Below are 19642 nucleotides of genomic sequence, written 5' to 3'. Positions count from 1 at the left end.
AACGGCCACGTCACCATGTCGATACAACGTCTGTTTTTTGCCCTCGAACTGCCCGCGCCGCTCCAGCAACAGCTGGTACAGTGGCGCGCAGATCACTTTGCAGAGGAGGCAGGAAAACCGGTGGCCGCCGCCAATCTACATCTGACGCTGGCGTTTCTGGGGGATGTCAGTGCTGAGACCTCGCAGCAGTTACAGCAGTTAGCTTCGCGCATTGTCCAGCCCGGTTTTAGCCTGGATTTGGATGATGCGGGACACTGGCCGCGTCCTGGCGTCGTGTGGCTTGGCTGCCAACGTGCGCCGCGTGGCTTGTTGCAGTTAGCCAGCTTGCTGCGTGCTCAGGCGGCACGACACGGCTGCGCGCAGAGTGCGCAGCCTTTTCATCCGCATATCACCCTGTTGCGCCACGCCACACAAAAAGTGGCCTTACCACCGCGCGGCTTTCACTGGCGCTACGATGTCAGTGACTTTGCGCTGTTCTCATCGACTTTTAGTCAGGGACGCACCCGCTATCGGCGGCTGGCGCGCTGGCCATTGCCCCCTTCGTCAGGAGCCTGAATGCAGTTTGATCCACCGCTAAAACCCGCTCGTCTTATCGCGCGCTATAAGCGCTTTCTTGCCGATGTCGTGACACCAGAGGGTGAGACACTGACCATTCACTGCGCCAACACCGGCGCGATGACCGGCTGCGCCACACCGGGTGATACCGTGTGGTATTCCACTTCAGACAGCACCACGCGCAAGTATCCGCACAGCTGGGAACTGACCGAGACGCAACAAGGCCACTGGATCTGTGTGAACACCCTCAGAGCCAATCAACTGGTGCGTGAAGCCTTAACCCTTGACGCGATTCCAGAATTGTCCGCTTACAGCCACTGCCAACCTGAAGTGAAATACGGTACGGAAAAAAGCCGAATTGACTTCCTGCTGCAAGCGGAGGGCAGATCAAACTGCTATATTGAAGTCAAGTCCGTCACCCTTTTACAGCAGGGTAAAGGCTTTTTTCCGGATGCGGTGACGGCTCGGGGACAGAAGCATCTGCGCGAACTCAGTACTATCGCGGCAGAGGGTCATCGAGCTGTTTTGTTGTTCGCCGTTCTGCATACGGGGATTGAGGACGTCTCCCCGGCGCGCCATATCGACGCACACTACGCAGAACTACTGGGACAGGCTCAACGCTGTGGAGTGGAAGTGTTGGCGTATCAGGCTCAGATTTCACCTGCTCAAATGTTACTCACTCAGCCCGTCGCCGTGACGATTAACGCAGAGTTGTAATATTTATAGCAATTTGCTGTGATAGGAATGTTCTGGGCGGTGCGCTAAATACGCTGTTCCTCACAGGCTTGTCAAGGTGCGAATATGAATAATTGCCAACCTTGACTGCTTCTGCTATTTATAGCGGCCTGTTTTTTCCCTGATGGGAATCGATATACCCCTTAATAATTCGCGTTGCAGGCAGTCGGTGGTCATTTAGCCAATGCACATGCAACCTGAAGTATGACGGGAAGGGCGTGTTATCCAGGAGAAACAACATGCAAGAAGGGCAAAACCGTAAAACATCGTCCCTGAGTATCCTCGCCATCGCTGGTGTGGAGCCGTATCAGGTGAAACCGGGCGAAGAGTATATGAACGACGCCCAACTGAGCCATTTCCGCAAGATTCTGGAAGCCTGGCGCAACCAACTTCGGGATGAAGTAGACCGCACTGTGTCACATATGCAGGACGAAGCTGCTAACTTCCCGGATCCGGTAGACCGTGCCGCACAGGAAGAAGAGTTCAGCCTGGAATTACGTAACCGCGATCGTGAGCGTAAACTGATCAAAAAGATCGAAAAAACGCTGAAGAAAGTGGATGACGACGATTTCGGCTACTGTGATTCTTGTGGTGTAGAAATTGGTATTCGTCGCCTTGAAGCGCGTCCGACCGCCGATCTCTGCATTGACTGCAAAACGCTGGCTGAAATCCGCGAGAAGCAGATGGCAGGCTAATGGCCGTGAGCAGACTGTCGCCGCACTGCCGGGAAAACCACTGTTTTCCCGACGTGCGGTGCACCTCAAAATGACCGCACTCCTCTCCTCCTGTGTTGGGCGCTTCGCCCCCTCTCCTTCTGGTGATCTGCATTTTGGTTCGCTGATAGCCGCATTAGGCAGCTATCTGAGCGCACGTGCGCAACAAGGCCGCTGGCTGGTGCGCATTGAAGATATCGATCCACCACGGGAAGTGGCAGGCGCAGCCACGCGCATCCTGCAACAGCTGGAACACTATGGCCTGCATTGGGATGGCGACGTGTTATGGCAGTCGCAGCGCCATGATGCCTACCGGGAAGCGCTGAGCTGGCTGCAACAGCATCGTCAAAGCTACTTCTGCACCTGCACGCGCAGTCGTATTCAGCAGCTCGGGGGATTCTATGACGGCCACTGCCGGGAATTGCATCTCCCCGCAGAAAACGCCGCGCTGCGTTTGCGTCAGCATCGGCCGGTGTATGGCTTTGACGATCGCCTGCGTGGTCACTTAGCCGCCGAACCCTCGCTGGCGGAAGAGGACTCTATTATCCATCGTCGGGATGGGCTGTTTGCTTACAACCTGGCGGTGGTGGTGGATGACCATTTTCAGGGTGTAACGGAAATCGTTCGTGGGGCAGATTTGATCGAACCCACGGTGCGTCAAATCGCGCTCTACCAGCAGTTCGGCTGGCCGGTGCCGGCTTATCTGCACCTGCCGCTGGCCATCAATGACGACGGTAATAAACTCTCAAAACAGAATCATGCGCCCGCTTTACCCGCGGGGGATGCACGTCCATTGCTGGTGCACGCGTTGCGTTTGTTGGGTCAACCGGTACTGGAGGGTTGGCAAGATGCCACCACGGAGCAATTACTGAAGCACGCAGTGGCTCGGTGGAGTATCCAACTGATCCCACAACAGAACGCGCGAATAGCGGATGAGGCGACATCGCCATTCCTAAATGGTTCGCAACAGGCTATGATTAGCCGCTGATTTATTAACACCCTTTTTATCACTGTCGAGGTGTCCCATTTTTACCCGAGTCGCAAATTTTTGCCGGAGAGTCCTCAAGCGTGACGAGGAAGCGCCTGAAGAGGTGGAAACTGAAAGTCTGATGACCGTCATTCCCCGTGAAAGCCATAACATCTCACGCAAAGATATCAGCGAAAACGCCCTTAAAGTGCTGTATCGCCTGAATAAAGCCGGTTTCGAAGCTTACCTGGTAGGCGGCGGCGTGCGCGATTTGCTGCTGGGTAAGAAGCCAAAAGACTTTGATATCACCACTAACGCCACGCCTGAGCAGATGCGTAAACTATTCCGCAACTGCCGCCTCGTGGGCCGTCGTTTCCGCCTGGCGCATGTGATGTTCGGTCCTGAAGTGATCGAAGTCGCGACCTTCCGTGGTCATCACCAGGAAGAAGCGGAAGACGATCGCAACAATTCACAGCGCGGCCAGAACGGCATGCTGCTGCGTGATAACATTTTTGGCAGCATCGAAGATGATGCGCAGCGCCGCGATCTCACCATCAATAGTCTGTATTACAGCGTGGCGGATTTCTCCGTACGTGATTACGTGGGTGGGTTGCAGGATCTGGAAGACGGCGTGATCCGACTGATTGGCGATCCGGAAACGCGTTACCGCGAAGATCCGGTACGTATGCTGCGCGTGGTGCGTTTTGCCGCCAAGCTGGAGATGCGCATTGCCGCGGAAACTGCCGAGCCGATTCCGCGCCTGGCGACGCTGCTTAATGACATCCCGCCTGCGCGTCTGTTCGAAGAATCCCTCAAACTACTGCAAGCCGGTTACGGATTCCGTACCTATCAGATGATGCGCGAGTACCATCTGTTCCAGCCGCTGTTCCCTACCCTGACGCGTGGCTTCACTGCCGAGAGCGACAGCCTGATGGAGAAAATGCTGGCGCAGGTGCTGAAGAACACCGACAACCGCATTCAGAACGATATGCGCGTCAATCCGGCCTTCCTGTTTGCCGCGATGTTCTGGTATCCGCAGCTGGAATCGGCCCAACGCATTGCGCAGGAAAGCGGACTGACCTATTACGACGCCTTTGCGCTCTCGATGAATGAAACGCTGGATGAAGCCTGCCGTGCGCTGGCGATTCCTAAGCGTATCACTACCCTGATTCGCGATATCTGGCAGCTGCAGCTGCGCATGTCGCGTCGTCATGGCAAACGCGCCTGGAAGCTGATGGAGCATCCTAAATTCCGTGCCGCTTATGATCTGCTGGCGCTGCGAGCCGATGTGGAAAACAACCGCGAACTGCAAAGCCTGACCCATTGGTGGGGCGAGTTCCAGGCGGCGGCTCCGGTCGAGCAGAAAACCATGATGAACACGCTGGGCGATGATCCAGTGGCACCGCGTCGCAAACCGCGTCGCCCGCGCCGTCGTCCAACCGGCCCACGCCGCGATACCAATAGCGCATCATGATTCGTGTTTACCTCGCATTAGGCAGTAATCTGGCCGATCCGCTGCATCAAGTTGATGCAGCGCTGGCCGCACTTGATGCGATACCACACACCTCGCGCGTTGCAACGTCTTCACTGTACCGCACGCCACCGTATGGCCCGCCAGACCAGCCTGATTACCTGAATGCGGTGGTCGCACTGGACACCACGCTGGAAGCTGAAGCCTTGCTCGATCATACGCAACGTATCGAGCTGGAGCATGGGCGCGTGCGCAAAGCGGAGCGCTGGGGACCACGCACCCTCGATATCGACATCATGCTGTTTGGTCAGCAGACGATTCACACCCCACGCCTCACCGTGCCGCACTACGACATGCACAACCGCGCGTTTATGCTGGTACCGCTGCTGGAAATCGCGCCAGGCCTGCGCTTGCCCAACGGTCAGCCACTGACCGGCATCCTCGCCACGCTGGATCGCAGCACCATCCGCTTGTGGTCTGAGTAGGCGGCAATAATCGCACTACGGTCGTATCGCCTTTTCAATCAATCCAGTACACTGCGCGCATCAGAAAACTCTGGAGTGTGCGATGAAACCGACAACCATCACCCATCTACGCCAGCTCAAAGCCAGTGGCCGCAAATTTGCCACCCTGACGGCCTACGATTTTAGCTTTGCCCGCCTGTTTGCCGATGAAGGCATTCAGGTGATGCTGATTGGCGACTCCCTTGGCATGACCGTGCAAGGCCATGAATCCACATTACCTGTCACCGTGGCGGATATCGCTTATCACACCGCTGCCGTGCGCCGTGGCGCGCCGAATGCGCTGGTGATGGCTGACCTGCCGTTTATGAGTTACGCCACTCCGCAGCAAACCTTCGATAACGCCGCTCAACTGATGCGTGCCGGTGCCAACATGGTGAAGCTGGAAGGCGGTGAATGGCTGGCAGACACCGTGCGTATGCTCACCGAGCGCGCCGTGCCGGTCTGTGGTCATCTGGGCCTGACGCCGCAGTCAGTGAACATCTTTGGCGGCTACAAGGTGCAGGGCCGTGATGAAGCGGGCGCTGAGCGTTTGCTGGCCGATGCACTGGCGCTGGAAGCCGCTGGAGCACAATTGATGGTGCTGGAGTGTGTGCCGGTGGCGCTGGCAGAGCGTATCACCAAAGCGTTGAGCATTCCGGTCATCGGTATTGGTGCGGGCAACGTCACCGATGGACAGATTCTGGTGATGCACGATGCCTTTGGTATTACCGGCGGTCATATTCCAAAATTTGCCAAAAATTTCCTCGCGGAAACCGGCGACATTCGCGCGGCAATTCGCCAGTATATTGCCGACGTTGAGGCGGGCATCTACCCTGCCGCCGAACACAGTTTCCAGTAAATCAGGAGATTTGCAGTGCTGATTATTGAATCGCTGCCGATGCTGCGCCGAGAAATTCGTCGCTGGCGGCAGGAAGGCAAACGTATCGCGCTGGTGCCCACCATGGGTAACCTGCATGACGGCCACTTGACGTTGGTGGATGAAGCGCGCGAGCGAGCCGATATCGTGGTGGTCTCGATTTTCGTCAACCCGATGCAGTTTGAACGCGCCGATGACCTGGCGCGCTATCCTCGCACCTTGCAGGATGATTGCGAAAAGCTTAATCGCCACAGCGTCGATTTGGTATTTGCCCCAGCGCCAGCGGATGTTTATCCCAAAGGGCTGGATAGCCAAACCTTCGTTGAAGTCCCCGGGTTATCATCACTGCTGGAAGGTGCCAGCCGCCCTGGTCACTTCCGCGGTGTTTCCACCATCGTGAGTAAACTGTTCAATTTGGTGCAGCCCGATATCGCCTGTTTTGGCGAGAAGGATTTCCAGCAGCTAGCCATTATTCGCAAGATGGTGGCTGATATGGGCTTCGATATCGAGATTGTTGGTGTACCGACCGTGCGCGCGCAAGATGGTTTGGCATTGAGTTCACGTAACGGCTACCTCACCAGCGAAGAGCGCGCGATCGCCGCCGGTCTGAGCCAGGTGATGAACAGCATGGCCGAGCGTCTGAATAACGGCGAGCGCCATGTTGAAGAGATTATCGAAACGGCCGAGGCCGCATTGCGTGAGAAAGGTTTCCGCCCTGATGGCCTGGCCATTTGCGATGCCGACAATCTGCAGCCGCTGACGGTTGATAGCCAGCGCGCCGTCATTCTGATGGCCGCCTGGCTGGGCAATGCGCGCCTGATCGATAATCAGCAAGTGGATCTGACGGAGTAATCTCCGTCGTTTAATCGCAGCTTAACAAGGTTATTCGTTATGATTCGTACCGTGTTACAGGGCAAACTGCACCGCGTGAAAGTCACTCAGGCAGATTTGCACTACGAAGGCTCCTGCGCCATCGACCAGGATTTTCTTGATGCGTCCGGCATTCTGCAATACGAAGCCATCGACATTTATAACGTCACCAACGGTCAGCGCTTCTCGACCTACGCGATTGCCGCTGAGCGTGGGTCGAAGATCATCTCCGTCAACGGTGCCGCCGCCCGTTGTGCCTGTGAAGGTGACATCATGATCATCTGCTCGTATGTGCAGGTGGAAGATGAAGTCGCCCGTAGCTGGCAGCCGAAAGTCGCTTATTTCGAAGGCGACAACGACATGAAACGCATCGCCAAAGCGTTGCCGGTTCAGGTGGCTTGATACAACGGGGGCGGCCATTAGCCGCCCCCGTAAAACTTAAGTACGCAATCCGCGACCGCGCTGAATCAACGCATACACCAGTACGTAAAACACCACGATAAAGGCAATCAGCACTGACAGGGTAAACACCAGCGGCACATCATTGATGCCGAGGAAACCGTAGCGGAATCCACTGATCATATATACCACCGGGTTCAATTTCGACACCGCCTGCCAGAACGGCGGCAGCAGCGTCAGCGAATAGAACACGCCTCCGAGATAGGTTAACGGCGTCAGCACGAAGGTGGGGATCAAGCTGATATCGTCAAAGGTACGCGCAAACACCGCATTCAGCAGGCCAGCCAGCGAGAACAGAATCGCAGTCAGCAACAGCGTCAGGGCCACCATTGACCAGGAATGCACGTGGAACGGCACAAAGAACAGTGAAATTGCCGTCACCAGAATGCCGACGCACACACCACGCGCCACACCACCACCGACATAACCAGCGATAATGATGTGCGTGGGCACCGGCGCCACCAGCAGCTCTTCAATATTACGCTGGAATTTAGCGCTGAAGAACGAAGAGGCCACGTTGGCGTAAGCGTTAGTGATCACCGCCATCATGATCAGGCCCGGCACGATGAACTGCATATAGCTGAAGCCATGCATATCGCCGATGCGTGAACCAATCAGATTACCGAAGATGATGAAATAGAGCGTCATGGTGATCACCGGTGGCACCAGCGTCTGAATCCAGATGCGGGCAAAACGGTTGATCTCCTTGGCCCAGATACTCTTGAGCGCCACCCAGTATAAATGTGTCATGCTTTCACTCCTTTACCCTGGGTCAGGCTGACGAACAGCTCTTCAAGGCGGTTCGCTTTGTTACGCATACTCAGCACCTGCACGCCCTGCGCACTCAGCTGGCTGAACACGCTGTTGAGCCCCTGCTCACGCATCACTTCCACTTCCAGCGTAGAGGTATCCACCAGACGATACTGGAAGCCTTCCAGCTGCGGCAGCGGGCTGCGCGGCGCCAGATCGAGGATGAAGGTTTCCGATTGCAGCTTCGACAGCAGGCCTTTCATCGAGGTGTTTTCCACCAGCTCACCGCTCTGAATAATGCCGATATTGCGGCACAGCATTTCTGCCTCTTCCAGGTAGTGCGTGGTGAGAATAATGGTGGTGCCTTTGATGTTGAGATCTTTTAGGAAGGTCCACATTGAACGACGTAGTTCGATATCGACGCCTGCGGTCGGTTCATCCAGAATCAGCAGTTTTGGCTCGTGCATCAGCGCACGGGCGATCATCAAACGGCGTTTCATCCCGCCCGACAGCATGCGTGCACGCTCGTTGCGTTTGCCCCATAGGTCGAGCTGGTTAAGGTATTTTTCCGCGCGCTTGTTGGCTTCAGCTCGCTCCACGCCGTAATAACCTGCCTGATTGACCACAATCTGCATCACGGTTTCAAACGGGTTAAAGTTGAACTCTTGCGGAACCAGACCCAGCTGGCGTTTCGCATTGACCACGTCTTTTTCCAGGTCATAGCCAAACACCCGCACGCTGCCGCCGGATTTATTCACCAGCGAACTGATGATGCCGATAGTGGTCGATTTACCCGCGCCGTTTGGCCCGAGCAGTGCGTAAAAATCGCCTGCCTCAACGTTGAGATCAAGCTTCTTCAGCGCCTGAACGCCGCCGGGATAGGTTTTGGTGAGCCCGGAAAGTTCCAGTGCATAAGTCATTGCGAATCCATACCCTGTTGTAGTGACATCAAAGCCCTATGAAATGATAGTGCGCTCACGCCGAGCATGCGGGGTTATTCAGAGATAACGAGTGAAAAATCAAAGATGAAGCGCTGAGCGATAACCCGCGACACTTTACCACTCTGCATGCGGCAGGGGAACGCAAGCGCAGCCCGTTAGTCAATGACTCGCGGGCTGCGCATCTTATCGCAGGCTGGCGGGATTAGCCTTGGAAGATTGTGCGGTTATTCACCGGTCGGGATAACTTTGCCAATATACGGCAGATGACGATAGCGCTGCGCGTAGTCGATACCAAAGCCGACCACGAACTCATCGGGAATGGTGAAGCCAACGTATTCCACGGTGACGTCCACTTCACGGCGCTCTGGCTTATCCAGCAAGGTGCAGATGGCCAGTGATTTTGGCTCGCGCAGGCGCAGGATCTCGCGCACTTTGCTCAGCGTATTGCCGGAATCGATGATGTCTTCCACGATCAGCACGTCTTTGCCGCGAATGTCCTCATCCAGATCTTTCAGGATTTTCACGTCGCGGGTCGATGACATACCGCTGCCATAGCTGGAGGCGGTCATAAAGTCGACTTCATGCGGGACATCGATGGCACGGCAAAGATCGGCCATAAACATAAAGGAGCCACGCAGCAGACCCACCAACACCATTTCGCTGCCGCTGCTGCGGTAGTGTTCGCTAATCTGCTTGCCCAGTTCGGCAATACGGGTTGCAATCTCCTGCTCAGAGATCATCACGTCGACGGTGTGTTTCATTGCATTCGCCTGGTTAAGGTTTTCAGAAAGCCACGAAGTCTATCATAGTCGAACCAACCTCTAACGCCGCGCACAGAACGCAAACGATACCGTGGCAAAATTTATTGCGCTGACCTTAACTACAGAAAACCCTCCCGCACTCTCACCGGTAATCTCTGGAGATCCTATGGCCGCTTCATCCAGTAAAAAAACACAGATCGGCACCCACGATCTGCATCCGGAAACGCAGATGCTTAACTACGGTTACGATCCGCGGCTATCGGAGGGCGCAGTCAAACCTCCTGTATTCCTGACTTCGACCTTTGTGTTCAACAGCGCCGAAGAGGGACAGGACTTTTTTGATTTCGTTGCCGGACGCAAGCAGCCGCCGGAGGGCAAGAGCGGTGGGCTGGTTTACTCACGCTTTAACCATCCCAACAGCGAGATTGTGGAAGATCGATTGGCCATCTATGAACAGGCAGAAAGTGCCGCGCTGTTCTCCTCCGGAATGTCGGCCATTGCGACCACGCTGCTGGCGTTTGCGCGGCCAGGTGAAGTGATTTTGCATTCGCAACCGCTGTACGGCGGCACTGAAACGTTGCTAAGCAAAACGCTGCACGATTTAGAGATTAAAGCCGTGGGCTTCAGCGATGGCACCGATGAAGACAAAGTGTATGAAGCAGCCAAACTGGCGTGGCAGCGCGGTCGTGTAGCCCTGATTCTGATTGAGACGCCGGCCAACCCGACCAACAGCCTGGTGGATATTCAGCTGATGAAGCAGGTGGCAGATGTGATCACCCAGCAGCAAGGTTCGCGCCCAATTCTCGCCTGCGATAACACCTTGCTCGGCCCGCTGTTTCAACGCCCTTTGCAGCACGGTGCAGACTTGTCGCTCTACTCGCTCACCAAATATGTCGGCGGCCATTCGGATCTGATTGCCGGTGCGGTGCTGGGTAGCAAAGCGCTGGTGAGCAAGGTGCGATCGCTGCGCAGTGCCATCGGCACCCAGCTTGATCCGCACTCCAGTTGGATGATTGGACGATCGCTGGAAACGCTGTCGTTGAGGATGGAGAAAGCCGCCAGCAATGCAGAAAAAGTCGCCGCGTTTTTACGCGATAACCCGCAGGTGGAAAAACTGCACTGGCTGCCCTATCTCGATGCGGACAGCTCCGCGGGAGAAACCTTCCAGCGACAATGCAGCGGCGCAGGTTCCACGTTCTCTTTTGATATCAAAGGTGGCCAGCCGGCAGCGTTTCGTTTTCTCAATGCCCTTGCGTTGTTTAAACTGGCCGTGAGCCTGGGCGGTACCGAATCACTCGCCAGCCATCCGGGCAGCACCACCCATTCCGGCGTGCCGCAGGAGGTACGCCAGCGTATTGGCATTACCGATGCCACGGTACGTTTATCGATTGGTATCGAACATGCTGATGATTTGATTGAGGATATCCGGCTGGCACTGGAAGCGGCTCAGGCCTAATCCCTTGCCCGGCACGCTCATTGAGTGAATGGCGGCGTTGATTACACATCGGACAGCAGGATAAGGCTGCCCGATGTCCACGTTTGCACCCTGATGCTGAGCATTAAAATACGCCGCTTATGCCCTTGTGTTGCTCAATCCCCTGCAGCGAAGCTGTTTTCGCTTCGCTGCAGTACGGCAATCACTTAGCTGACGGTAAAGCCCAGCATCATGCCGGTATCTTCATGCTCCAGCAGATGACAATGCGCCATATAGGCGTTCTCCGCATTGGCAACGTAGTTAAAGCGCACCAGCACTTCACTGCGCCAGCCGTTCACGCTCACCATATCTTTCCAGCCAGCACGATGCGGCGCTGGCGGCTTGCCGTTTTCTGACAGGATGCGGAACTGGGTGCCATGAATGTGGAACGGATGCAGCATGGCGTCACCCTCACCAGAAATGGTCCATTTTTCCAGCTTACCCAGTTCGGCATTGAACATTGGCTTAGTCATATTAAACGCCTGGCCGTTGATTTTATTGCCGTTATGGAAATCATAAGCCGCCGTTTTTCCGTGAACCATCGGCATGCTGCCATGGTCCATCGTCATGGCGCCGCCGCTCATTTTCATGCTGCCATGATCCATCTGCATCGCCCCGTCCTTCGAGTCCATGCTGCCGTGATCCATTTTCATCTCGGCCATGGCTTGATGACCGTAACGATCCATCAGCACCTGCATGCCTTGTTGATCCAGTTGCGGATCCATCATCAGTTGTAGCCAGCGGCTTTGCACGCCTTCCACTGATGGTAACGGCGGCAGATCCACCAGCTTATCCGGCATAGAACCACTCGCCATCACGCGCAGTGGCAGAATTTGCACCAGCGGCAAGGGTTGATCAAAGGGGGCCAGCGTCATGCCCATCTGCGTGACTGGCAGCGTCACCATGTCGAAGGTTTTGCCGTCTGAGGTATCAATCATCACTTCGAAACGCTCGCCAGGCAGCAGCGGCAGGCTATCCACTTTTACCGGCTCGGCCAGCAAACCGCCATCGCTGGCAATCACGTACATCGGGCGCTTATCACTGGTGGCGATATCCAGCGAGCGGGCATTGCAGCCGTTCAACAGACGCAGTCGCAGCCAACCGCGTGGCACCGCTTGCTGCGGATACTGCACGCCGTTGGTTAACATCATGTCACCAAACCAGCCCACCGCCGCGCGCATGATGTCGAGTTGGTAATCGATTTTTGTGCCGTCCTGGGTCAGCTGTTTATCCTGGAAGATCAGCGGCACGTCATCTTCGCCCCACTGCATCGGCAGACGCAATTTGCCGGAATCCTCGTCCTCTAACAGCACCAATCCCGCCAGCCCCTGCGCCACCTGATAGCCGGTTTTGCCATGCTGATGCGGATGGAACCAACAGGTGGCAGCCGGTTGATCGGGCGTAAAGGTCACCTGACGTGAAGCACCGGGCGCAATCAGTGCTTGCGGCCCACCATCGACATCGCCGGGAATTTCCAGACCGTGCCAGTGCAGTGTCGTTGCTTCCGCCAGCCGATTATGAATATTCACCGTAACGGCTTTCTCGCGCGGCAACCGCAGTGCCGGGCCGAGCAGACTGCCGTTATAGCCCCACGTCGGGACGGATTTGCCGTTCCATTGGCTGGTGCCACTCATCGCGGTAAGCGTGTACGCTCCGCGTGCATCGGGCTGCAAAATAGAGGGGATCGGTAACAGCGGGCGCGTAGCCGCCATTAATGAACGGCTCCACAACGGCAGCGCACCTGCCGCGCTGAGTGCGGCGGTCAACTTTAGAAAATGACGACGTTGCATATTCTTATCCTTGTCGTGAATAAGGGCACAGCGTAAACCTTTACCCTGCGGGAGGGTCAAGCCCCTTAACAGAATGCGCTGATAAAAACCGTGGGAATGCCCCATTTAGGCAAATTTAGCGGAATCCCTGCAATAACTGTGCTAACGTCAATTCACTGCCCCTTGTTGAGAATGATTATGACGAAAAGCATCAAGATCCTGCTGCTGGCGGGACTCTTTGGCTTCTCCTCCACCAGTTTTGCCCTGAGCGAATCCGAAGCAGAAGATCTGGCCGATCTGACCGCGGTGTTTGTTTACCTGAAGAACGATTGTGGCTATCAGGATCTGCCCGATGCGCAAATTCGCAAAGCGCTGGTGTTTTTTGCCCAGCAGAACCGCTGGGATCTGAGTAATTACAGCAACTACAACATGAAGTCGCTCGGCGAAGAGAGTTACAAAGATTTGAGCGGTATCGCCATTACCAATGACAAGAAGTGTAAGTCGCTGGCACGTGACTCGCTGAGTCTGCTCGCTTACGTCAAATAGCCCGCCATCCCGCTCTGCTGCTGAAGATTTGACCGTGCAACCACGGTCATATTTCGCTATGCTTTTTCCCCTAATTTCATGGCGATGACATTCGAGGAGAGCCCCATCATGGCCCAGAATGAAATGTGGTATGAGACGCTTCATGCCGGATTTGGACAGTATTTCACGGTAGATAAACTGCTCTATCGCGACAAAACGGCGCATCAGGATCTGGTGATCTTTGAAAATGCCGCTTTTGGTCGTGTCATGGCGCTGGACGGTGTAGTGCAAACCACCGAGCGCGATGAGTTCATCTACCACGAAATGATGACCCACGTGCCAATCCTGGCGCACGGCAAGGCGAAACGCGTGCTGATCATTGGCGGTGGCGATGGCGCCATGCTGCGCGAGGTCTCACGTCACCAAACGATTGAACAGATCACCATGGTTGAGATCGACGCCGGCGTGGTGAGTTTTTGCAAGACGTATCTGCCCAATCACAGCGCCGGTGCCTATGACGATCCGCGTCTGAACCTGGTGATTGATGATGGTGTGAATTACGTCACCCAGACGCAAGATAAGTTCGACGTCATTATTTCCGATTGCACCGATCCCATCGGTCCCGGCGAAAGTCTGTTTACCTCCGAATTCTATGCGGGCTGTAAACAGGCGCTAAATCCCGGCGGAATCTTTGTGGCACAGAACGGCGTCTGTTTCCTGCAGCAGGAAGAAGCGATCAACAGCCATCGCAAACTCAGCCACTACTTCTCTGACGTCAGCTTTTATCAGGCGGCGGTCCCCACCTATTACGGCGGTATCATGACGTTTGCCTGGGCAAGCGACAACGAGACACTACGCCAGTGGGATGCAGCCACCCTGCAATCACGCTTTGATGACGCTGGCCTGCGCTGCCGCTACTACAATCCCGCGATTCATGTCGGTAGCTTTGCCTTACCGCAATATCTGCTGAATGCCTTGTCGTGTGAGGAGTGACGAAATTGCAAAAGCTGAAACTACACGGCTTCAATAATCTGACGAAGAGCCTGAGTTTTTGTATTTACGATATTTGCTACGCTAACAGCGAAGCCGAACGTGATGGCTACATCGCCTATATTGATGAGCAATATAATGCGAATCGCCTCACCGAAATCCTGACTGAAACCTGCTCTATCATTGGTGCCAACGTGCTGAACATCGCGCGTCAGGATTATGAACCGCAGGGTGCCAGCGTCACGATTCTGGTCAGCGAAGAGCCGATCAACCCGCAGGATATCGACAAATCTGAGCATCCGGGTCCGCTGCCCAATTCGGTGGTGGCGCATCTGGATAAAAGCCATATTTGTGTGCACACCTATCCAGAAAGCCATCCTGAGGGGGGATTGTGCACCTTCCGCGCCGATATCGAAGTCTCCACCTGTGGAGTGATTTCGCCGCTTAAGGCACTGAATTACCTGATTCACCAACTGGAATCTGACATCGTTACCATTGATTATCGTGTGCGTGGTTTTACCCGCGATGTGAATGGCCTAAAGCACTTTATCGATCACGAGATCAATTCGATTCAGAACTTTATGTCCGAGGATATGAAGTCGATGTACGACATGGTGGATGTGAACGTCTATCAGGAAAATATCTTTCACACCAAGATGTTACTGAAGGAATTTGACCTGAAATATTACCTGTTCAATACCAGGCCTGAAGAGCTCAGCCCGCAGGAGCACAAGCGCATCACCAATCTGCTGTGGAAAGAGATGCGTGAAATCTACTACGGCCGTAATATTCCGGCGACGGGATTGAAGCTATCGTAGTGGGCGGCGATTAACGCCCGATGCGCAGCCTGCGCAAGCAAGTGTCGTTGCAGGGCTAGCACTGGGTTATATCTCTTGCTGAAGGGTCGCCATTGATGGCGACCTTGTTGCATCAGGCTGTCAGCTGCAAACCAATGCCACGCTCACGCAAAGCGCGACAAACTGCGTCGTCGAGACGCGCATCCGTCACCACATCGGTCAAACTATCAATCGGCGCGGCGCAGTACAGCGACCAGGAACCGTATTTACTGCTGTCCGCCAGCAAGATGCGGCGGCGTGCATTCGCCAGCAGATCCATCTTCAGACCGGCTTTATCTTCCGTCGGCGTGGTAATACCGCGTTCGATACTCCACGAGTTACAGCTGACAAACGCGATATCCGGATTGATACCGCGCAGCAGGCGTCGGCCATGCTCACCAATACAAGACTGACTGGAGTCATCAATACGGCCACCAATAATGGTGGTTTCAATCTGCTTGAATTCAGACAGGAACAGCGCGATATGCAGGTCGGCGGTGATGACTCGCAGTTGCAGATGCGTGAGCTGGCGCGCCAGTTCCAGCATGGTGGTGCCAGCATCCAGCACGACGGAGTCACCCGACTGCACATAGCTGGCGGCAAACTGCGCGATGGCCTGCTTCTCTGCCAGATTACGCTGCATTTTTTCCAGCGTGGTCGGCTGCGCAGGAATAAAACGATTGAGCGTCACTCCGCCATGGCTGCGGCTAATGACGCCTTCCTTGTCGAGCTTGATCAGATCGCGGCGGATCGTCGCCGGTGAAGCCGAGATCGCACTCACCAGCTGTTCTACAGTGACCAGATTATGACTTTTCAGATAGTCCATAATCTGGTCGAGACGGCTTTGTCCCTTCATATTTCCCTATGCTAGCTGCATCGCGAGTTTAATGGAGATCGCCATGCTCGCAGAGTTCGCTTTACCTGTCCAGGCGATATCAAACGCCGTACCGTGGTCCGCGGAAGTACGGATAAACGGCAGGCCAGCGGTGATATTGACGCCATCATAAAAGCCTAACAATTTCAGAGGGATGTGCCCCTGGTCGTGATACATCGCCACCACCATATCGTACTGACCTTGCTGACACTGCAGGAACACCGTATCCGGCGGGCACGGGCCATAAACATCGATACCCTGCTCTTTCATCACTTTGATCGCCGGTGCCACGGTGGTGATCTCTTCGTCACCAAACAGGCCATTTTCGCCCGCATGCGGATTCACCCCGGCTACGGCAATGCGCGGCTTGTCGAAACCGACGCGGCGCAGGAAGGTATCCGCCATGCCGATCACCGTCTGGATACGATCGCCATTCAGGGTGTCGAGGAACTTACGCAGCGCGATATGCGTCGTGACGTGGATCACCTTCAAATGATCGGTGTACAGCACCATGGCGTAGTTTTTCGTGTTGGTCAGTTGCGCCAGCAGTTCGGTGTGTCCCGGATAAATGTGCCCTGCTGAGTGCAGTGCTTCTTTATTGAGTGGAGCTGTCGCGATCGCGTGCACTTCACCGGCCAGTGCCAGTTCGGTGGCGCGTTTCACACAGCGCCAGGCCAAATCACCGGCTTCTTTCTGCACCACGCCTGGTTTTAACGCTTCAGGATTGGCCAGCGGTTCATCGATAACGTTGATGATGCCCGGTGCGAAATGCGCGTCTTTGACGTTATCCAGCACGCGTAATTCTGCCTGCGGCGTAATGTTCAATCCCCTCACCCGACGCAGCGTGCTGGCACAGCCGACCACCACCGCCGGGATCCCCGCCAGGTCGCCTTCCGCTAACGCTTTAATGATAATCTCCGGGCTGATGCCCGCCGGATCGCCCATGGTCACCGCAATAATTTTATTCACTCGACTTCTCCTCAATGAAACGGATGGCTTCTACCAGGGTGTTTTCGTCACCAAAGCCACCCGCTTTGGTCATCACCGGCAGGTGTAATTCGCTATTTAGCAGAACCCCGTGCGGCACACAGCCCGCCACCAGGCCCTGAATCTGAAAACCACTGGCGCCGAGCGCCTGTGCGACGGCAATCGCCACGTCGCCGCCCGAAAGATACAACCCGGCAGGCAAGGCCTGGCGGCAAACGTTCTGGGTCAATTGGGCGAGGAAGTGGCAGATGCGTTCTCCCAGCTCCTGGCGTGACACCTGATGTTGCTGACACAGCTGTTCAATCTCATGGCGTTGCTCTGCATGCTGTGTGGTGCGCACCACGCAGTGTGCGCCGTCGCATAGGGCCTGTTGCATCGCCTGCTGCCACTCGACAGCCTGCGGCCACGCGGGCTGAGCAAACAGCTGACGGATATCAATATCGATAATGCGAATGTCACGTTGGTTCGCAAGGTGGGCGATTTGCTGCTGCGCGATGGCGCTCATGGAACCCACCACTGCCAGCACCGGCCTGGCCGGACGCGCCGCCAGATATTCGCCCAGGGCATCACCCAATCCGGAAGCGCCGGCCAGCAGGGGCCGTGTGGATAAACTCGCCGCCGCCGCCACGATCACCGCAATGTCAGCATCCTGCTCGGCATCCAGCACCACCAGGCCCTGCTTACTGGCGAGCACTTGTGCCAGCTTGCCACTGCGCACCGTCGCCAAATCCAGGGTTTCACCGGCCAGATCACTCTGCATATGCAGGCGGGTTAACACATGGCTACTGGTCACCGGGGTTTTCGGGTCGCTGGCAAATTCGGTGTCCGTCAGACGCTGCATATTGATCCATACTTCACCTTCACGCGTGGTGCGGCCCAGTTTCGGCACTGCGGGCACCACCAGCGCTAAGGTTTTTCCGCTGGCGTGTAACGCCGCTTCTATCTCTGCGCCCGGATTGCCACGTAGCGTGGAATCAATCTTTTTGAACAGCCAGCCATCCTGGGCAATCGCCTGATGCTGCTGTAATGCTAGCGTTGTACGATGCGCGGCTTCTGACGCGCTGACTGCACGGCTGTCGGTGCTGATGACCAGCACATCGGCGCTGTTAGCATCGTATGGCGTGCGGCTATCAAACAACACATGCACCTTTGCACCCGCACGTGCCAACCCGCTACCAGCGTCATTGGCACCGGTAAAATCATCCGCAATCACTAAGACGGGTGTTTTCCATGGCTGTGAAGTCATTCTCTCTCCTCTGCCGGCAGCACGCCGTGTTGAGATTGATTATATTCAATCACGATTGATTATATGTGAGCAAGATCAAATTATTTGAAATCAATTTGCCCTATAAATTTAGGCACTGTAGTGACAGAACCCGCACTGAATGAGCAAAGTTAATCATTTAGTACGAAAAAACCGCGATAAGGGTATGAAATGAATATCAACAGCACCGTGATCAGTGGCTTTCAGGCGCTTAATGACCTCAGCTATTTGCTGCAGGGTAAAGAAAAAGCGCTTCTGGTAACCGATAAAAATATCGAAGGCATTCCAGCGGTTCAGTCGCTGATCGCGCAGCTGAAGCAGCAGATCAGCAGTTTGAGCATTGTGAACAGCGTGCCACCCGAGCCGAGCCAGCACGATGTCGCCGCCATTGTGGCCGCGTTACCCTCAACCGACATTGATCTGGTGATTGGCGTGGGCGGTGGCAGCGTGTTGGATGTCGCCAAACTGCTGTCCATTCTGTGCGTTGACGGTGCGCCGATACTGGATGCCCTGCTCGCCGGTGAGAAACCCCTGACCCGCACCACGTCACTGTTGATCCCGACGACTGCCGGTACGGGCTCCGAAGCCACGCCGAACGCGATCCTGGCGATCCCAGAGAAAGAGACCAAAGTCGGCATCATCACTCCGATTATGCTGCCCGATTATGTCGCACTGGTGCCCGAACTGACCACCAGCATGCCGCCGCATATCGCCTCTTCGACGGGTATTGATGCACTGTGTCATCTGATCGAGTGCTTTACCGCCACCGTGTCCAATCCGGTGAGTGATAACTATGCGCTGATCGGCATGAAAAAGCTGTTTGCCAGCCTTGAAACCACGATTGCTGAACCAGGCAACCTCGAAGCGCGCCTCAACATGCTGTGGGCCTCTTATTACGGTGGCGCATCGATTGCCCACGCAGGCACCCATCTGGTGCATGCGATGTCCTATCCGCTGGGCGGCAAATATCACCTGCCGCACGGTGTGGCGAACGCCATTTTGCTGGCACCGTGCATGCGCTTTGTGCGCCCCGCTGCCGTGAGCAAATTCGCGCAGGCCTACGATCTGCTGCCGGACGCCGATACCTCACTGGATGAAGAGGCGAAATCGCACGCGCTGGTGGAGTATTTCGCCGCGCTGGTGAAACGTCTCAAACTGCCTGCCAGCCTCGAAGAACTGGGCATCGGCCCGGATCATCTGCCGTATCTGGTTGAAGCCGCGCTCGACGTGCAGCGCCTGATGAAGAATGTACCGATGAAAGTGAGCGCCGATGACGTACGAAACGTCTACCTGACACTCTTTCCGGCTTTGAATCACTAAG

The 19642-nt window shown here is 55.5% G+C and carries 21 protein-coding genes; 14 read left to right on the top strand and 7 right to left on the bottom strand.

The window, feature by feature from the left end; all coding sequences use genetic code 11:
• Positions 1 to 15 precede the first annotated feature (15 nt).
• From thpR to panD, 9 genes are all read left to right on the top strand, one after another.
• Positions 16 to 555, top strand: a complete 540-nt coding sequence (gene thpR / locus VH86_RS09645) for an RNA 2',3'-cyclic phosphodiesterase (protein WP_045832777.1) — start codon at positions 16 to 18, stop codon at positions 553 to 555.
• On the top strand, positions 556 to 1272 hold the full coding sequence (gene sfsA, locus VH86_RS09640) for a DNA/RNA nuclease SfsA (protein ID WP_038648983.1): 717 nt from the start codon (positions 556 to 558) through the stop codon (positions 1270 to 1272).
• Positions 1273 to 1529: 257 nt separating this feature from the next.
• Positions 1530 to 1985, top strand: a complete 456-nt coding sequence (gene dksA / locus VH86_RS09635; RefSeq protein ID WP_034829547.1) for an RNA polymerase-binding protein DksA — start codon at positions 1530 to 1532, stop codon at positions 1983 to 1985.
• A 70-nt stretch (positions 1986 to 2055) separates the two neighbouring features.
• Complete coding sequence (gluQRS, locus tag VH86_RS09630; protein ID WP_045832776.1) at positions 2056 to 2991, top strand: tRNA glutamyl-Q(34) synthetase GluQRS; 936 nt, start codon at positions 2056 to 2058, stop codon at positions 2989 to 2991.
• 37 nt (positions 2992 to 3028) lie between these two features.
• Positions 3029 to 4444, top strand: coding sequence for a polynucleotide adenylyltransferase PcnB (pcnB, locus tag VH86_RS09625; RefSeq protein ID WP_205625007.1), 1416 nt, complete (start codon positions 3029 to 3031; stop codon positions 4442 to 4444).
• Positions 4441 to 4926: a 2-amino-4-hydroxy-6-hydroxymethyldihydropteridine diphosphokinase gene (gene folK / locus VH86_RS09620; protein ID WP_038648988.1), complete on the top strand. Its 486-nt coding sequence runs from the start codon at positions 4441 to 4443 to the stop codon at positions 4924 to 4926. The genes pcnB and folK overlap by 4 nt, the downstream gene beginning before the upstream one ends.
• Positions 4927 to 5008: 82 nt before the next feature.
• Complete coding sequence (panB, locus tag VH86_RS09615; RefSeq protein ID WP_034829555.1) at positions 5009 to 5803, top strand: 3-methyl-2-oxobutanoate hydroxymethyltransferase; 795 nt, start codon at positions 5009 to 5011, stop codon at positions 5801 to 5803.
• Positions 5804 to 5818: 15 nt separating this feature from the next.
• Positions 5819 to 6673: a pantoate--beta-alanine ligase gene (gene panC / locus VH86_RS09610; RefSeq protein ID WP_038648994.1), complete on the top strand. Its 855-nt coding sequence runs from the start codon at positions 5819 to 5821 to the stop codon at positions 6671 to 6673.
• 39 nt (positions 6674 to 6712) lie between these two features.
• Entirely contained in the window at positions 6713 to 7093 is a 381-nt protein-coding gene (panD, locus tag VH86_RS09605; RefSeq protein ID WP_038648996.1) for an aspartate 1-decarboxylase, read from the top strand.
• A 36-nt stretch (positions 7094 to 7129) separates the two neighbouring features.
• Here the strand turns inward: panD and VH86_RS09600 are convergent, their stop codons facing one another.
• The 3 genes from VH86_RS09600 to hpt form a co-directional block, all read right to left on the bottom strand.
• Positions 7130 to 7900, bottom strand: a complete 771-nt coding sequence (locus VH86_RS09600; protein WP_034829563.1) for an ABC transporter permease — start codon at positions 7898 to 7900, stop codon at positions 7130 to 7132.
• The gene (locus tag VH86_RS09595; protein WP_034829565.1) at positions 7897 to 8820 is read right to left on the bottom strand and encodes an ABC transporter ATP-binding protein; all 924 of its coding nucleotides are present in this window, start codon (positions 8818 to 8820) and stop codon (positions 7897 to 7899) included. The genes VH86_RS09600 and VH86_RS09595 overlap by 4 nt, the downstream gene beginning before the upstream one ends.
• 245 nt (positions 8821 to 9065) lie before the next feature.
• On the bottom strand, positions 9066 to 9602 hold the full coding sequence (gene hpt / locus VH86_RS09590) for a hypoxanthine phosphoribosyltransferase (RefSeq protein ID WP_034829567.1): 537 nt from the start codon (positions 9600 to 9602) through the stop codon (positions 9066 to 9068).
• Between the two features lie 166 nt (positions 9603 to 9768).
• Here hpt and VH86_RS09585 point away from each other — a divergent pair, with 166 nt between their 5' ends.
• A complete protein-coding gene (locus VH86_RS09585; protein ID WP_045816818.1) occupies positions 9769 to 11058 on the top strand; it encodes a cystathionine gamma-synthase family protein in 1290 nt (429 codons plus the stop codon).
• Between the two features lie 185 nt (positions 11059 to 11243).
• Here VH86_RS09585 and cueO read toward each other — a convergent pair whose 3' ends face one another.
• Positions 11244 to 12866 carry a multicopper oxidase CueO gene (gene cueO, locus VH86_RS09580; protein WP_045832775.1) on the bottom strand — a complete coding sequence of 541 codons (1623 nt, stop codon included), beginning with the start codon at positions 12864 to 12866 and terminating at the stop codon, positions 11244 to 11246.
• Between the two features lie 177 nt (positions 12867 to 13043).
• Here cueO and VH86_RS09575 point away from each other — a divergent pair, with 177 nt between their 5' ends.
• The 3 genes from VH86_RS09575 to speD all read left to right on the top strand — a co-directional run bounded on the left by VH86_RS09575 (position 13044) and on the right by speD (position 15178).
• Positions 13044 to 13391 (top strand): YacC family pilotin-like protein, encoded by a 348-nt coding sequence (locus tag VH86_RS09575; protein ID WP_045832774.1) that lies wholly within the window; start codon positions 13044 to 13046, stop codon positions 13389 to 13391.
• Between the two features lie 108 nt (positions 13392 to 13499).
• Entirely contained in the window at positions 13500 to 14363 is an 864-nt protein-coding gene (gene speE / locus VH86_RS09570; protein WP_038649005.1) for a polyamine aminopropyltransferase, read from the top strand.
• A 5-nt stretch (positions 14364 to 14368) separates the two neighbouring features.
• A complete protein-coding gene (gene speD / locus VH86_RS09565) occupies positions 14369 to 15178 on the top strand; it encodes an adenosylmethionine decarboxylase (protein ID WP_038649007.1) in 810 nt (269 codons plus the stop codon).
• A gap of 112 nt (positions 15179 to 15290) precedes the next feature.
• Here speD and VH86_RS09560 read toward each other — a convergent pair whose 3' ends face one another.
• Genes VH86_RS09560 through VH86_RS09550 form a run of 3 tightly spaced genes read right to left on the bottom strand, consistent with a single transcriptional unit; the run spans position 15291 to position 18303 of the window.
• Positions 15291 to 16052: a DeoR/GlpR family DNA-binding transcription regulator gene (locus VH86_RS09560; protein ID WP_038649008.1), complete on the bottom strand. Its 762-nt coding sequence runs from the start codon at positions 16050 to 16052 to the stop codon at positions 15291 to 15293.
• Positions 16053 to 16058: 6 nt separating this feature from the next.
• Positions 16059 to 17039 carry a D-threonate 4-phosphate dehydrogenase gene (locus tag VH86_RS09555; protein WP_045832773.1) on the bottom strand — a complete coding sequence of 327 codons (981 nt, stop codon included), beginning with the start codon at positions 17037 to 17039 and terminating at the stop codon, positions 16059 to 16061.
• On the bottom strand, positions 17032 to 18303 hold the full coding sequence (locus VH86_RS09550; RefSeq protein WP_045832772.1) for a four-carbon acid sugar kinase family protein: 1272 nt from the start codon (positions 18301 to 18303) through the stop codon (positions 17032 to 17034). The genes VH86_RS09555 and VH86_RS09550 overlap by 8 nt, the downstream gene beginning before the upstream one ends.
• A gap of 189 nt (positions 18304 to 18492) precedes the next feature.
• On the opposite strand from VH86_RS09550, the gene VH86_RS09545 reads away from it, so the two are divergent.
• Positions 18493 to 19641, top strand: coding sequence for an iron-containing alcohol dehydrogenase (locus VH86_RS09545; protein ID WP_045832771.1), 1149 nt, complete (start codon positions 18493 to 18495; stop codon positions 19639 to 19641).
• Position 19642: the final 1 nt, after the last annotated feature.

Origin of the sequence: Pantoea sp. BL1, assembly GCF_000963985.1 — a bacterium.
Lineage (GTDB): Bacteria > Pseudomonadota > Gammaproteobacteria > Enterobacterales > Enterobacteriaceae > Pantoea > Pantoea rwandensis_B.
This window is presented reverse-complemented; position numbering and strand designations above follow the sequence as displayed.